Genomic DNA, 13,288 nt, shown 5'->3' on the forward strand with positions numbered 1-13,288 from the left:
ATTTTTGATTTACAATTCGGTGCAAAGGCTACTCCCCAAAGCGGAGCAGATGCACCGAACAGTGAAAAATCTGCTTTCTCCAAAATCGCTTTCATTTTGTGAGTGCGATACTCTGTCCATACAGGCATATATTCCACTTTGCTGTTCCGTGGGATTTTGTCTGAAACAGTGAAAACACCCATTGTTTCGTAAACTGGGTGCATGGTTTGGAGAAGCACGATTTGGTGAAATGGTTTCGTCCTGCGGTCAAGAACTTTGCTGTTTCCATTACCATTGATTTTCAATGCCCGAAAACAGGTCAGTTCTGACAGCTGATTATTCCTATAAAAAAGGAAAACAGGTAAAACGCTGTGTACATACATACAGAAAACGAAAGACAGGAATCAGTCCTGCCATTCCTCCGGTACGTACGTACATGGCGAAACGTCGTAAAACCCGTTTATATTAGGTCGTGCCACAGCTTCCACACCCATAAATCCCCATACCCGCCGTCCGGCTGAGTTGGTGATGTTGTTGCAATGCTCCAAATTAAATTTCTTTGCATTGGCAACCATGGCATCGCTGAAGCTGCGGGATTTCAGAGGGGCAAGGGAGTTTTCCTCACACCACAGGCGATAGATAGCGTAAAAGTCCTTGGAACTGATGGACGCATCCGCCTTGCGCCGGATATATCCCTCGGAATCCATGAAGTCAAAAATGTTGTTATTGTCACGCTTGACCGCTTCCCGGTTTTCACGGATGCGGTCGCTCTCCGTAAACTTAAAGTTGTTGGCAACAAGCCGCTGCAAGCCTTCAAATGCCCAGAGGAAAATCCCCTCGGCTTCGGCTTTCATCTTCTCTGCAAGATCGGGATCGTCGGCTCTGTCCACGGGCTTTTCCTTGGTAGTCAGCACAAGCTGTCTACGGTAAAAACCATCGCTACGGTCATACAGGGCTTGCAGATCGCCATTGCTGAATGCCATCAACCGGGCGAACATCCAGCCCTGATAGCTCTGTTTACCTTTGCGTTCCAAATCCATCTTGCCCTGTGCGGTTACAATGGATTTTACATAGTTGGTCTGGCGCAGAGCTTCCATCCGCATATCATCATCCACGCACAGCAGGATGTGTTCCAGATCGGCACGGGCGAAGCGGTTTTCGGAAATTTTACCGATACTGCCGTCTTTCATATTCGTGCCGAATATGGTGGACAGCACTGCACCGATTTGAGATTTGCCCTCGCCGCCGTTGCCCTTAATCACCATCATGCGCTGCCCCTTGTTGGAGGGAATCAGGCAGTAGCCGATAAACTCCTGCAAGGTGGGAATATCTTCTTCATAGAGCAAACCGTCCAAAAAGTTCAGCCACAGAGCAGGTGCAGCAGCGTTTGGATTGTAGGAAACAGGCAAGCGGCTCTGTACGATTTCCTTTTTCCCCTCGATAAATCTTCCATCCAGCATGAGCGTTCCGTTGGCAACATGGATGCGGTCAGGCTGGGGAGGAAGATCCTCAACCATGGCTTCCAGTTTCAGCAATTCCATGATGTTTTTGATCTTCTGCGGTACGCTGCTGATGGTGTAGCTTTTCAGCTTTTCGTAGACCTCGCCCCGCAGGACAATATCATCCGTTACCCGTCCATTGGGCGTAAAGAAAGCCCTGTTTGCAAAGATGATTCTGCTCTCTTGCAGAAATTCTTCACAAAACAGAGCTTCATTGATATTCTGCCCATCAAACCAGACAGGCAAATTCATATCAGGCGTTTTCCGGTTCTTCGCCATGGTGTGCCACCTCCTTTTTCTTTCGTGCAGTGTACTCTTTCAGAAAGTCGATATACCCGTCCTTCATCAGTTTGTCCACAACAGCTACACGCTGTTCCAATTCGCCCACGGTCAGCACATCTGCCATATATTCGATATGGCAGTGCATCTGGCAGGCTTCCACAAAACGGTCATCATAAGGCTCGTCCGGTGTCTTTGGTGCATAGCGCACTTTCCAATCCTCCAACAGATGCAGATAATCCGTCAGCACCCGGAAACACAGCATTTCATCCTCCCGGAACTGACGGATATAGGGACGCTTTGGCTTGACCATAGCTGCGGCAGTGGGCGGTTTCGGGTCAAGCCCAAAGTCCGCAGCCAGCTTTTGCACTGCTTCATGGTTACTCAGATTGAACAGCTTTGCCACAAGGTCGATCACGTCTCCCTTGGCTCCGCAACCGAAGCAGAAGAATAATCTTCATTCAGCTTCAAGCTCGGATGCCGGTCATTGTGGAATGGGCAGCAAGTCATACCGCTGCGGTTGACTTTCAGCCATAGTGCTCGGCAGCTTGCTTCACGCTGATCGCCGCCTTGATGTTTTCATAGATTGTCATAGAAAAACCTCCGTTCATAATAGTCTGGAAAGCACGAAGCACCCGCCGTGATTGGCAGGTGCTTCGCCCTTTCTACTATGGTTATGACGGATTTGAAAAAAAGCAGGCTAAAAGCAGGACAACCTCATTTCAAAAAACAGGACAACTTATCTGATGATGTAGATTTCTTCACATTTGCATGGTATAATTAGAAAAGTGAAAAAACAGGACAGGAGGGCAAGCATGAATCAAGAACTGATGACATTGGATTTTTGGCAGGATACGGTCATATATGAGGGCAAAATATTTCCTATCGGTACTCTTGCCTGTGATGCGCTGAATGTTCCTGCGGATACCCTCGCAAGAATGAACGAGCAATGCGAGAAAATCAATCTACTGCTTGGAATGTTAAACGCCGGACAGGATGCTTCCGCACTCTTTCCTATGGCAAAGGAAGCTGTGCTGACAATGGTGGATATTCTCAGCGAAACGCCGCCGTTCTCCAATATGAATATTCCAAAACATAGAGAACGGATTGAAAAAGTCTTTACTGCGGACAATGCGCTGAAATATATGGAGTTTGCCATAAAAGCCGCAACTAATTCCTTGCAGTTTGAAGAAATCCCGAACTATGCCGATGCAATGATGCTCCAACGATATACTGCTGTATTCGGGCATCTGGCATACTCCCTTGGGGAATACCAAACCGCAATGCTTGATTTTGCGGAAAAATCAGACGGAAATGAAGCAGACCGTACCGCAGAGGGCTTCGCCAGAATGTTCGGCAGCTATTTCCCGCCGGAGTTCTCTATCACGGAGGGCAATGCCTGGATGTCTACCCTGAACAATTCCGTTCAGTATGTATCGGTCATCCGTCCCGGCGAAAAAGTTGCAAAGCTCGTCAAGCGAATCCATTATGTATCCTTTGTGGGGATGTTCCGGTCTGATCTCTTTGAGGGCTTGTGTGTCGGTCATGCACCGAAGAAATGTAAAATTTGCGGCAAATGGTTTCTGACAACCAACGCAAGGCACACCAAATACTGCGGCGGCTATGCGCCGGGGGACAAGCTACACCGCACCTGCCGACAGATCGGCAATCTGAAAGGCAGAGAACAACGGGAGCTTGCAGACGATCATCCTGTTATCCAGATATACGAAAAGCGGCTGAATACCATAAACCGCTATATCAAGCGTGGCAAACTGGATGAGGATTTAGCAGAGGTTATGAAGAAACTGGCGAAAGATAAGATGCTCCGGGCAAAAAGTAATGTCGCTTATGCCAAGGGAACTTATGAGAAAGAAATGGAACAGGTTGCTTTGAAGAAAGAAGCCCAAAAGTGCATTTGAATTTGTTAGGAGGAACAGTCAATGAAAATAGGATTTTTGTTTTTCTTGGTTTTCTGTATAATTGCAATTTTTGCGAGTAAGAAAAAGAAATAAATTTGAAATTGGACGTTGAAAGGAGGTGCGCTATGCTAAGTGATTTTACATGGAATATGACCGGATACATACCAAAATACGCTGTCAATCCGCACGGTGATGGTATCATTCCCTATATGGCAGAGCGCATCTTCCAACTGGAACCGGAGCCGCCAGCGGTGGGCAGTCTGAATGAATATATCCTGTCTGCCTTGCGGGAAAAGAATTTGATATATTTCTCGTTCTTCCTCCACCATTATGAGCCACAGCTCAATAAGCGCATCAAAGGCTTTTGGGGTGTGGATGGCGGCGATCTGTACGATACAGACCGTTTTATAGATATAAAGCTCTCCTGCAGGGAACAAATGCTCCAAAAGCTGATGGACTATGATCCTGCCAAGGGTGCGGAGTATGCTACATACATTTTCCCGTTCATCCGGGATGCTATGCTCCGCTTCCGCATGGGCGAAGAAAAATGGTCGGTATCCTCTCTGACCAATTATAAAATGGTGCGGTCAATGGCTTGGCTGTACCATAACACCAAGGATGCGGTCAGCGAGTTTTCCAAAAAGTATAACTGTGACTTTGCCCTTGCGGAAGAATATCTGAGAGTTGTTCGAGGTATCCGCAATCAGCAACCATTCTATGTGACAGATGAGGACGGCGAGGAAACGGGCGAAGATGTTGCTCTTGATGATACTTGGAACTACTCCGACATCCTCTGGAACGGCATACAGGCAGAAAAGGTGCAGCGAGCTTTTGATAAGCTGAACTACCGGGAACAGACCTTGCTTGAAAAGCGGCTGGCAATCTGCATGACCTGCGGGCATGTCGGCTCATGGAAAGGCCGTCCCACCTTTGAGGAACTGGCTGTAATGTTTGAGGGCAGCACTGCCAGCGGTGCGGAGCGAGCCTACCGCAGAGCAGTGGACAAACTGACAGAATTGTTGGTTGCCGAGGGCGCAATCCATGCTGTCCGCTTGAAACAGAAATCCAAGACCAAACGAAAAAAGAAAATCGCCACCGCAATCTACGAATACCAAGCAGACTGCGACGGCGAATGGGGCCAGATTTCATTTGATTTTGAGAACGGCACATCAGAAATAGTCCGACTTGCCGATTGGGATACAATGAAAACAAACCGCTTTGCGAACAAGGCAATAGCCTACCTTCTAAACTGCGAAAACGAGAAGTTGCCAAAGGAAACGATAGTAGCGTTTGAACTATAAAAGGAAATTGACGAGGAACGAGAATGAAAACAATCGCAATCATAGATGATGATATTCATATTGGAGATATGCTGAGAGAAGTGCTGGTGCAAGAGGGCTATTCTGTTCTTCGTGCATACTCCGGCACAGAAGCGTTATATCTTCTTTCACAAAACAAGCCCGATTTGGTGCTGCTGGATCTGATGTTGCCGGGATTGTCTGGCGAGGAAGTTCTGCCCCACATTGAGAACATTCCTGTTATCGTTCTCAGCGCAAAAGTAGATGTGCAAGACAAGGTAAATCTTCTGCTGGGCGGTGCGGCAGATTACATGACCAAGCCTTTTGATACAAAGGAGCTTCTTGCCCGTATCACTGTTCAGCTCCGCAAGGCAGAACAACATGGCGAAACCAAATCTCTTTCCGTTGGCGATTTGGTTTTGGATATGGTTTCCCTTTCTCTGACAGTACAGGAGCAGCCTGTGAAGCCGACCCGAACGGAGTATGCCATCTTAAAACTGCTGATGGAAAATCCCAAACAGGTAATTTCAAAGAGTGTCCTGCTTGACAGAATCAGTCTGGACACACCCGACTGCACCGAGCGTTCTTTGAAGCAGCACATCAGCAATCTTCGTAAAAAGATGCAGGATGTCAGCGGTGTAGACTATATCGAAACAGTCTGGGGAATTGGTTTCAAATTGGCAGAACAAAAAATCTTGACCAAATCTTGACGTTTTTCTTGACCACTTTCTTGACTTTTGTTTTGTAAACTTAGGTCAGCAAAGGAGGTAATACAATATGAACTATATTTTGCAAACAAACAGCCTGACAAAAAAGTATAAAAACTTTCAGGCATTGAATGGTCTTACTATGAATGTTCCCAAAGGTTCCATCTATGGCTTTGTGGGAAAGAACGGCGCTGGTAAGACAACCCTGATCCGCTTGATCTGCGGATTGCAGGAACCGACTTCCGGTAGCTTTTCTCTGTACGGCATCCGCAATGACAGCAAGGATATTATCAAATCCCGCCGTCGCATGGGTGCTGTGGTGGAAACACCGTCCATCTACATGGATATGACTGCGGAGGAAAATCTGAAGCACCAGTATCTCATTCTTGGTCTGCCATCATTTGATTGTATTCAGGAATTGTTGAAGCTGGTAGGTCTCGACAACACGGGAGAGAAAAAAGCGAAGAACTTCTCCCTCGGTATGAAGCAGCGTCTGGGCATCGCTATCGCATTAGCCGGTGATCCCGACTTTCTTGTTCTTGATGAGCCTGTAAATGGTCTCGACCCTCAGGGTATTGTGGAAATGCGAGAACTGATTTTGAAGTTGAACCGAGAAAAACAGATTACAGTTCTTATTTCCAGTCACATTCTGGATGAACTTTCCCGTCTGGCTACTCATTACGGTATCATTGATAATGGTCGCATGGTGAAGGAACTGAGTGCAGAAGAACTGGACACAGTTTGCCGCAAGTGTGTCCGCATGGAAGTGACCGATACTTCTACTCTGGCTCGTGTGCTGGATTCCATGAATCTGGAATATAAAATTATCTCCGCAACAACAGCCGATGTGTTCGCAAAGATCAATGTGACACAGCTGACCGTTGTACTGGCAAAGGAAAACTGCGAAGTGCTGTCTATGCAGGAAAAAGATGAAAGTTTGGAGAGTTATTACATCTCTCTGGTTGGAGGTGATAATAATGCGTAAACTTTTTCGAGCAGCCTTTTACCGTACAGAGAATAAAAAAATGATTCGAATAGAATTAGTGATTGCTGTATTGCTTTCCGCATTCATCATCCTCAACGGTTACTTCCAGACGAATTTGACTAATGCATACATCTATAAGCTGGTCGCCCGTTTTTTTGGATATTCACCCCTGATGGGACCATTTATCGCCGTATTTGCCGCATATTTGTGGGGAACAGACTATGAATATGGAACTCTGCGCAATAAACTAATCTGCGGACACACTCGTGAAGAAGTTTATTTTTCCAATCTTCTCCTGACCATATGTGCTGGACTGAGTACTGCACTAATCTGGTTGATAGTTAATGGGATGCTGGGTATTCCGCTACTGGGTACGGCAAGCCTGAACCTCTCTTTGGGAGAGATGGCATTTTATATTTTTTCAAGCCTTTTGATGGTCGTTGCACTCTCCAGCGTATGTTGTCTGTTGGCAAGTCTGGCGGAGAACAAAAACTCAGCGACACTTCTTTGTCTGGGAGCTGTAGCTGCAATGGTCATAATCGGGATGCTCCTTTATGATCGTTTTGCAGAACCAGAGTTATTGGATGGATGGATGTGGAGTGATACAGACCCAACTGTGCGATGGCATCCCCAAAATATCAAATTCATCGGTGGAACATTTCGTATCCTGCTGGAATTTCTTATCTGTCTGACACCTGGAGGACAAGGTGTAATTCTTTGCGAAGAAGGGGTGGAACACCTGATTTTTCTTCCATTGTGCTCTGCGTTTGTAATTTTTTCAACATCTCTTATAGGAAGTCGTTCCTTTAAGAAAAAGAACCTAAAGTAAGGAGGTAGAAAGATGTTCCCTTGGATTTTGTGTTGTATTTTGCTAATTGTTGTATTTTTTCTAATCACAAAGATTATTTTTATAGAAAAAAGTATTGATGAAATTCATACAGAATTCCAGGAACGTCTTTCCTCCGACACAAACACTCTGATTGATATTTCTTCCAGCGACCCTCATCTGAGAAAACTGGCTTCGGAGATTAATATCCAGCTTCGATTGCTCCGCAAGGAACGCCATCGTTACCAACAGGGCGATCTGGAACTGAAAGAAGCTATCACCAATATTTCCCATGACCTGAGAACTCCGCTTACGGCGATAAACGGTTATCTTGACCTATTGGAACGAGAGGAAAAAAGCGAAACGGTACACTGCTATCTTTCTCAAATCCAAAACAGAACAGATGTTTTAAAAAATCTAACCGAAGAACTATTCAGATATAGTGTGGTTACTTCTTTTCAGGAACTGAAACCAGAACGTATGGATGTTGTCCGGGCATTGGAGGAAAGTCTGCTGTCTTTCTATGCGGTCATGCAGGAAAAAGGCATCCAACCGGAAATCGAATTGCCGGAGAAACCGGTTTTCCGTGAACTGGATGCAGGTGCGGTCAACCGTATCTTTTCCAACATTATCAGCAATGCGCTGAAATACTCTGACGGCGATCTGTCCGTAGTCATGGATAAGAACGGCTGTGTTACATTCAGCAACACGGCGCACAATCTGAATTATGTGACGGTCGGCAGATTGTTTGACCGTTTCTATACAGTAGAAGCCAGTCGCAATTCAACCGGTTTGGGATTGTCCATCGCCAAGCTGCTGATTGAGCGTATGGGCGGAAGTATTGGAGCAATCTACAACAATGACAAACTGCAAATCAAGATAATCTTTGCAAAATGAAATAAAAAAAAGTTTATATGAACGGAGGTGTTTTGATTATGAAGAAATACTTGAAGGAGATACTAATACTCTTAATTCAATTATTTATGTTTTATGTATTTCCATTATTTGCAGGACCAACAGACGTTATGGGAATGATAGTTTTGCTTATTTTAGCAACATTATTGCTTTCAATTCTAATTGGCAGCATTTCAAATCTGAAAGTAAAGTACTTGTATCCAATAATCATAGCAATTACATTTGTGCCATCTGTGTTTATATACTATAACGAGACAGCATTGATACATTCGCTTTGGTATTTGGCAGTATCATCCTTTGGTTTGATAATCGGCATGGTCATTCATAAATTGATTCTTAAAAAGTAGAAAGAGCAAAACTTTCAAAGGCTACCCAGTCAAAAAGATTGGATAGCCTTTATTTATGTTTTCTAAAATTAAAGTTGAATATCTGCCTTAGCCAATAACTATGGCTTAGAGGTTTAGTGAGCCAGGCAAATCGCTCCAATCGCCGTATCCACAGATTTATACTCTGTAACAGTTTTTCAAATAGGTTTTGGAATCTCCGTTCAATATCAAATCAGCATATCCAATCGGGTCATTGTAAATCAGATAATCCAGTTCCGACCTCTGATACATATTGTCGGCAACCTCGTTCTCAACCGCAATCGTATCAATCGCAATCATACTACCATCAAAGAATTTCAGTTCCACACAAGCGGTATCCATGTTAAACTTACAAGAAATCAATCTATCCATAAGAAACCTCCATTTTACGGGATGTTATATCATCCCAAAATATTTGAATGCTTCTCGGATTGCTTTCTCTTTTTCCGGTGGACACAGAGGCTGTCTGGAATCTTCGGACTTCGGCAGATTGTAGTTCTTACCAACCTCAATCCCACATTTCCGCTTAATCTGTGAGATATACAGGTTTGATACCTTTAATCCGCTATGTTCCAGTACATAGTCCTTGATCTGCGTGTAGGTTGCCCCATCTTGAAATTCGGACATATCCATATCTTCTAAAGAGAACTCAACCCGAATCTTTTTCGAGTCGACCTCACCCTTGGAAAGCAAAACAACCGTCTCGCAGTGCACCGTTCCCGGAAACATATCAACACAGCAGACTTTTTCTACACGGTATCCATATTTTGCAAACTCTACCAGATCCCGCGCAAGAGAAGTCGGCTTGCAGGAGATGTAAAGCATTTTTTCACACCTATATAAATCAACTATCTTCGGCAGAGCCTTCGGATGGATTCCTTCGCGCGGTGGATCAAGAACGATGAAGTCCGGTTTTTCTTCGATTTCATCGATCACCTTCAGCACGTCTCCGGCGAGGAAACTGCAGTTGGTAAGGCCGTTTGCCTCTGCGTTCTCTTTTGCAGCTGTAACAGCTTCTTCCACGATTTCCACGCCGATCACTTCTTTTGCGACCGGTGCAAGGATCTGGGCGATGGTTCCGGTTCCGCTGTAGAGGTCGAAGATCGTGCGGTCTTTCGTCTCGCCGACGAACTCGCGGGCGGTGCTGTAGAGAACTTCCGCGCCAAGGGAATTGGTCTGGAAGAAGGAGAACGGGGTGATCTTGAATTTCAGTCCGAGGAGTTCTTCATAGAAGTAGTCCTGTCCGTAGAGCACTTTTGTCTCATCGCTCTTTACAACATCTGCCAGGGAATCATTTATGATATGGAGGAATCCGACAACCTTTCCTTCCAGCGGCAGACCAAGCACTTCCTGCACGAGCGGCATCAGATCCCACTCTTCCTGGCTTGTGGTGACGAGATTTACCAGGATTTCTCCGGTATTCTCGGCTCTTCGCACCAGCAGGTGGCGCAGGTAACCCTCGTGGCTTATCTTGTGGTAGTAACTTGCGTTCCGCTCTTTAAAGTACGCCAGCACGCAGGTCAGAATCTTTGTGAAATCCTCATGTACGATTTTGCAGTCGCACGCGGTCAGGACATCGTAGGTGCTTCCCTTTTTATGAAGTCCGAGAGACAACGGGCCGTCCTTGTATTCATCGCCGAAGGAAAACTCCATTTTATTCCGGTATGCAAACTCCTTCGGACTTCCCTTGATTCCAAGGAACGGATAATCGGCCTCCCCCGCCTCATTGACCTGGCCGGCCTCCACGAGGGCATCGTCGAGCAGTTTTTTCACCTGACCGGCCTTCATTGCAAGCTGATCCTCATAACTCATCGTCTGGTACATGCATCCGCCGCAGGACGGGAAAATACTGCAGACCGGATCGCGCTTTTCCATCGGGGATTTTTCTGTTACTTCGAGCAGGCGGCCCTCCATGCGGTTCTTTCTTTTTTTGTTGATCTGAAAGCGGATCTTCTGTCCCGGAATTGCATTTTTCACGGTAACCGTCTCGCCCTCCACATGTACACGTCCTTTATTCGGGAAATCGATTCTTTCCACGACTCCCTCGTAAATTTCTCCTTTTTTCATTCTCTTCTCCTTCTATGTCAAACTGATTTCCGGACAGAAAAACTCCGGTACCACGTTCCGGCACCGGAGTTTCTTTTTTCCATCCTACTTATCTTCGTCTTCATCCTCGAAGTAATCGTCGAAATCGTCATCGAAATCATCTTCGAAGTCTTCCAGATAATCCGGAGTTACAAACCGGTATACTGCGTATGCGATTCCTGCAACTGCCGCTACCGCTCCGACAATGGCAAGGACCCATAAAATCACGTTTTTCGGTTTTTCGCTCTCACGTTCTCTCTGTTTTAAAAGCTCTAATACTTCATCAATCTTATTCATACTGTCCACCAACCTTTGCTTTAGATTAGAAACTTAACTTAACGATAGTATACCATACGAGCCGCAATTTTACCACAATTTCCGCTCTTTTTTATAAATCTTTTCGTTTCACTTACAGTCGGTATTTTCACGGAGTCTGACATGTCGAGAATAGTTCGACTGTGACTTTCCTCATGTCAGTGGAGGATACCGATTTCTCTCCGCCTACCACTGCCGTTATGTTTCTTTTAACAATTCATCCCACCGCTTTAGAAGCGGGGGACTTCTTGTCTACTGGTGTTAAAATTCAGAATCCGCCGGCAGTTCCCGCAGAATCTTGTGGAACTGACCGCCGCAGCGCTCCATTTCTCCTAACACCTGGTCGATCCATTCACCCTTTGTATGCCAGTTTTCTCTGGTGAACTCAATATCCGAAGGACAGACAAAAAACTCTGTCTCCGGGTAGACAAGCTGGTAATACAGAATACACCGTCTCGCATGGAGATTCCGGCAGCAGAGGATCGCTTTTTTTACCTCGATGCCCGCCGCATCTGTCACTTCCCGTGACCGCAGTGCATTTTCATACGTATACGTCGCCTTGTCTTCGCGCAGAATCGCTTTCTCCGGCACGCCGTTTTTCTGCAGTACCGTCCGCAGAAACTCCCACTCGGTTTCATAGTTCCCGCCGTACTGCTCCGCAAGATCCTGTACACCGGCAAAATGCCCGAGCACAGTACTGTATCTTCCCGACGGAAGCACATACGGCGCAAATCCTTCTTTCCAGAGTTCTGCCGCGTGCGCCGCCATCTGCGGATATCCGTTTCCCGGCACAAAAATCACATCGGCTTTCTGCGGCTCATCCTTCACGAAAATATAGTCCGTAAAGTAGTTTAAAAACTTCTCATACATGAAATGTTACCACTCTTTAAAGTCCATGAGGCACTCTACGACATATGCCATATCCTGTTCAGACAGGCTGTAGAACATCGGCAGACGCATCAGGCGCTCGCTCTCTTTTGTTGTGTATTTGTCCTCTCCGTGGAAAACACCGAACTTCTGTCCGGCCGGGGAGGTATGGAGCGGAACGTAATGGAAGACACACATCACACCGCGCTCTTTCATATAGTTGATCAGTTTTGTACGCACTTCCAGATTTCTTGCCTTGATGAAGTACATATGTGCATTATGTACACAGCCTTCCGGCACAACCGGCTGCTCGATCTTTCCGGCCTCAGCCAGCGGACGGAGCTGCTCATGGTAATAGTTGTAGATGGCCATCCGCTTTCTGTCGATTTTCTCATGTTCCTCGAGTTCTGCAAGCAGGTAAGCCGCATTCATATCGCTCGGCAGATAGGAGGAACCGTAGTCGATCCAGGTATATTTGTCGATCTGTCCGCGGAAAAACTTGCTGCGGTTCGTTCCCTTTTCACGAAGGATCTCTGCTTTTTCCAGATAATTCTCATCCTGGAACAGCAGCGCGCCGCCCTCTCCCATCGTATAGTTTTTCGTCTCATGGAAGCTGTAGCAGCCAAAATCGCCGATCGTTCCAAGGGCTTTTCCCTTGTAGTACGCGCTCACGCCCTGTGCCGCATCCTCTACAACCTTCAGGTTATGGCGTTTTGCAATATCCATGATGGTATCCATTTCACAGGCAACGCCCGCATAGTGAACCGGAACAATCGCTTTTGTTTTTTCGGTGATAGCATCCTCAATCTTGGTCTCGTCGATGTTCATCGTATCCGGACGGATATCCACGTAGACGATTTTTGCTCCGCGCAGAACGAAGGCATCTGCAGTGGAAACAAACGTGTAGGACGGCATGATCACTTCGTCGCCCGGCTGAATCTCAGACAGGTAAGCTGCCATTTCCAGTGCATGGGTGCAGGATGTCGTAAGCATCGCATGTTTTACGTTGAAATTGTCCTGCATCCAGGCAGAACATTTCTTCGTAAAAGGACCGTCGCCGCACAGCTTGTTGTTTTCCTCTGCCGCCTGGCGGATGTATTCCAGTTCTGTTCCAATAAAAGGTGGTTTATTAAACTCTATCATTGTTTTTTCCTTATCTTTCTTCTATCCATTACTGTTTTATTTACTTTCAGAGCCCAAAACAAGCTCTTAGGTAGTCTTATTTTCTCACAAATCCCTGTGGATTTCA

At 46.0% G+C, this 13,288-nt stretch carries 14 protein-coding genes; 7 read left to right on the forward strand and 7 right to left on the reverse strand.

The genetic code is table 11. The features are described from left to right. Nucleotides 1-383: 383 nt before the first annotated feature. Complete coding sequence (locus DXA55_RS05305) at nucleotides 384-1,757, reverse strand: DNA primase family protein (protein ID WP_070100996.1); 1,374 nt, start codon at nucleotides 1,755-1,757, stop codon at nucleotides 384-386. Further along, nucleotides 1,732-2,175 carry a DNA primase gene (locus DXA55_RS05310; RefSeq protein ID WP_330415126.1) on the reverse strand — a complete coding sequence of 148 codons (444 nt, stop codon included), beginning with the start codon at nucleotides 2,173-2,175 and terminating at the stop codon, nucleotides 1,732-1,734. Before DXA55_RS05310 ends, DXA55_RS05305 begins: the two co-directional genes overlap by 26 nt. Nucleotides 2,176-2,572: 397 nt before the next feature. Between DXA55_RS05310 and DXA55_RS05315 the strand changes: the two genes are divergently transcribed. The 7 genes from DXA55_RS05315 to DXA55_RS05345 all read left to right on the forward strand — a co-directional run bounded on the left by DXA55_RS05315 (nucleotide 2,573) and on the right by DXA55_RS05345 (nucleotide 8,754). Then, the gene (locus DXA55_RS05315; protein ID WP_055303620.1) at nucleotides 2,573-3,676 is read left to right on the forward strand and encodes a DUF6076 domain-containing protein; all 1,104 of its coding nucleotides are present in this window, start codon (nucleotides 2,573-2,575) and stop codon (nucleotides 3,674-3,676) included. 125 nt (nucleotides 3,677-3,801) lie between these two features. Then, nucleotides 3,802-4,977: a hypothetical protein gene (locus DXA55_RS05320; RefSeq protein ID WP_117767771.1), complete on the forward strand. Its 1,176-nt coding sequence runs from the start codon at nucleotides 3,802-3,804 to the stop codon at nucleotides 4,975-4,977. A gap of 23 nt (nucleotides 4,978-5,000) precedes the next feature. Next, nucleotides 5,001-5,684, forward strand: coding sequence for a response regulator transcription factor (locus tag DXA55_RS05325; RefSeq protein ID WP_117813261.1), 684 nt, complete (start codon nucleotides 5,001-5,003; stop codon nucleotides 5,682-5,684). Between the two features lie 67 nt (nucleotides 5,685-5,751). Continuing rightward, nucleotides 5,752-6,666, forward strand: a complete 915-nt coding sequence (locus DXA55_RS05330; RefSeq protein WP_055303617.1) for an ABC transporter ATP-binding protein — start codon at nucleotides 5,752-5,754, stop codon at nucleotides 6,664-6,666. Then, nucleotides 6,659-7,495, forward strand: coding sequence for an ABC transporter permease subunit (locus tag DXA55_RS05335; protein WP_158557451.1), 837 nt, complete (start codon nucleotides 6,659-6,661; stop codon nucleotides 7,493-7,495). Before DXA55_RS05330 ends, DXA55_RS05335 begins: the two co-directional genes overlap by 8 nt. Nucleotides 7,496-7,507: 12 nt before the next feature. Then, nucleotides 7,508-8,389 carry a sensor histidine kinase gene (locus tag DXA55_RS05340; protein ID WP_117813263.1) on the forward strand — a complete coding sequence of 294 codons (882 nt, stop codon included), beginning with the start codon at nucleotides 7,508-7,510 and terminating at the stop codon, nucleotides 8,387-8,389. Between the two features lie 38 nt (nucleotides 8,390-8,427). Beyond that, the gene (locus DXA55_RS05345; RefSeq protein WP_055303614.1) at nucleotides 8,428-8,754 is read left to right on the forward strand and encodes a hypothetical protein; all 327 of its coding nucleotides are present in this window, start codon (nucleotides 8,428-8,430) and stop codon (nucleotides 8,752-8,754) included. A gap of 156 nt (nucleotides 8,755-8,910) precedes the next feature. Here DXA55_RS05345 and DXA55_RS05350 read toward each other — a convergent pair whose 3' ends face one another. The 5 genes from DXA55_RS05350 to rffA all read right to left on the reverse strand — a co-directional run bounded on the left by DXA55_RS05350 (nucleotide 8,911) and on the right by rffA (nucleotide 13,182). Then, nucleotides 8,911-9,144 carry a DUF6061 family protein gene (locus DXA55_RS05350; RefSeq protein WP_055303613.1) on the reverse strand — a complete coding sequence of 78 codons (234 nt, stop codon included), beginning with the start codon at nucleotides 9,142-9,144 and terminating at the stop codon, nucleotides 8,911-8,913. Between the two features lie 24 nt (nucleotides 9,145-9,168). Further along, complete coding sequence (gene rlmD / locus DXA55_RS05355; RefSeq protein WP_117813265.1) at nucleotides 9,169-10,839, reverse strand: 23S rRNA (uracil(1939)-C(5))-methyltransferase RlmD; 1,671 nt, start codon at nucleotides 10,837-10,839, stop codon at nucleotides 9,169-9,171. 84 nt (nucleotides 10,840-10,923) lie between these two features. Next, nucleotides 10,924-11,154 carry a hypothetical protein gene (locus DXA55_RS05360; RefSeq protein WP_055227097.1) on the reverse strand — a complete coding sequence of 77 codons (231 nt, stop codon included), beginning with the start codon at nucleotides 11,152-11,154 and terminating at the stop codon, nucleotides 10,924-10,926. A 279-nt stretch (nucleotides 11,155-11,433) separates the two neighbouring features. Beyond that, on the reverse strand, nucleotides 11,434-12,042 hold the full coding sequence (locus tag DXA55_RS05365) for a YdcF family protein (RefSeq protein ID WP_022462019.1): 609 nt from the start codon (nucleotides 12,040-12,042) through the stop codon (nucleotides 11,434-11,436). A 6-nt stretch (nucleotides 12,043-12,048) separates the two neighbouring features. Continuing rightward, a complete protein-coding gene (gene rffA / locus DXA55_RS05370; protein WP_055221248.1) occupies nucleotides 12,049-13,182 on the reverse strand; it encodes a dTDP-4-amino-4,6-dideoxygalactose transaminase in 1,134 nt (377 codons plus the stop codon). Nucleotides 13,183-13,288 lie beyond the last annotated feature (106 nt).

Origin of the sequence: Blautia sp. OF03-13, from assembly GCF_003460685.1 — a bacterium.
Classification (GTDB): domain Bacteria; phylum Bacillota; class Clostridia; order Lachnospirales; family Lachnospiraceae; genus Fusicatenibacter; species Fusicatenibacter saccharivorans.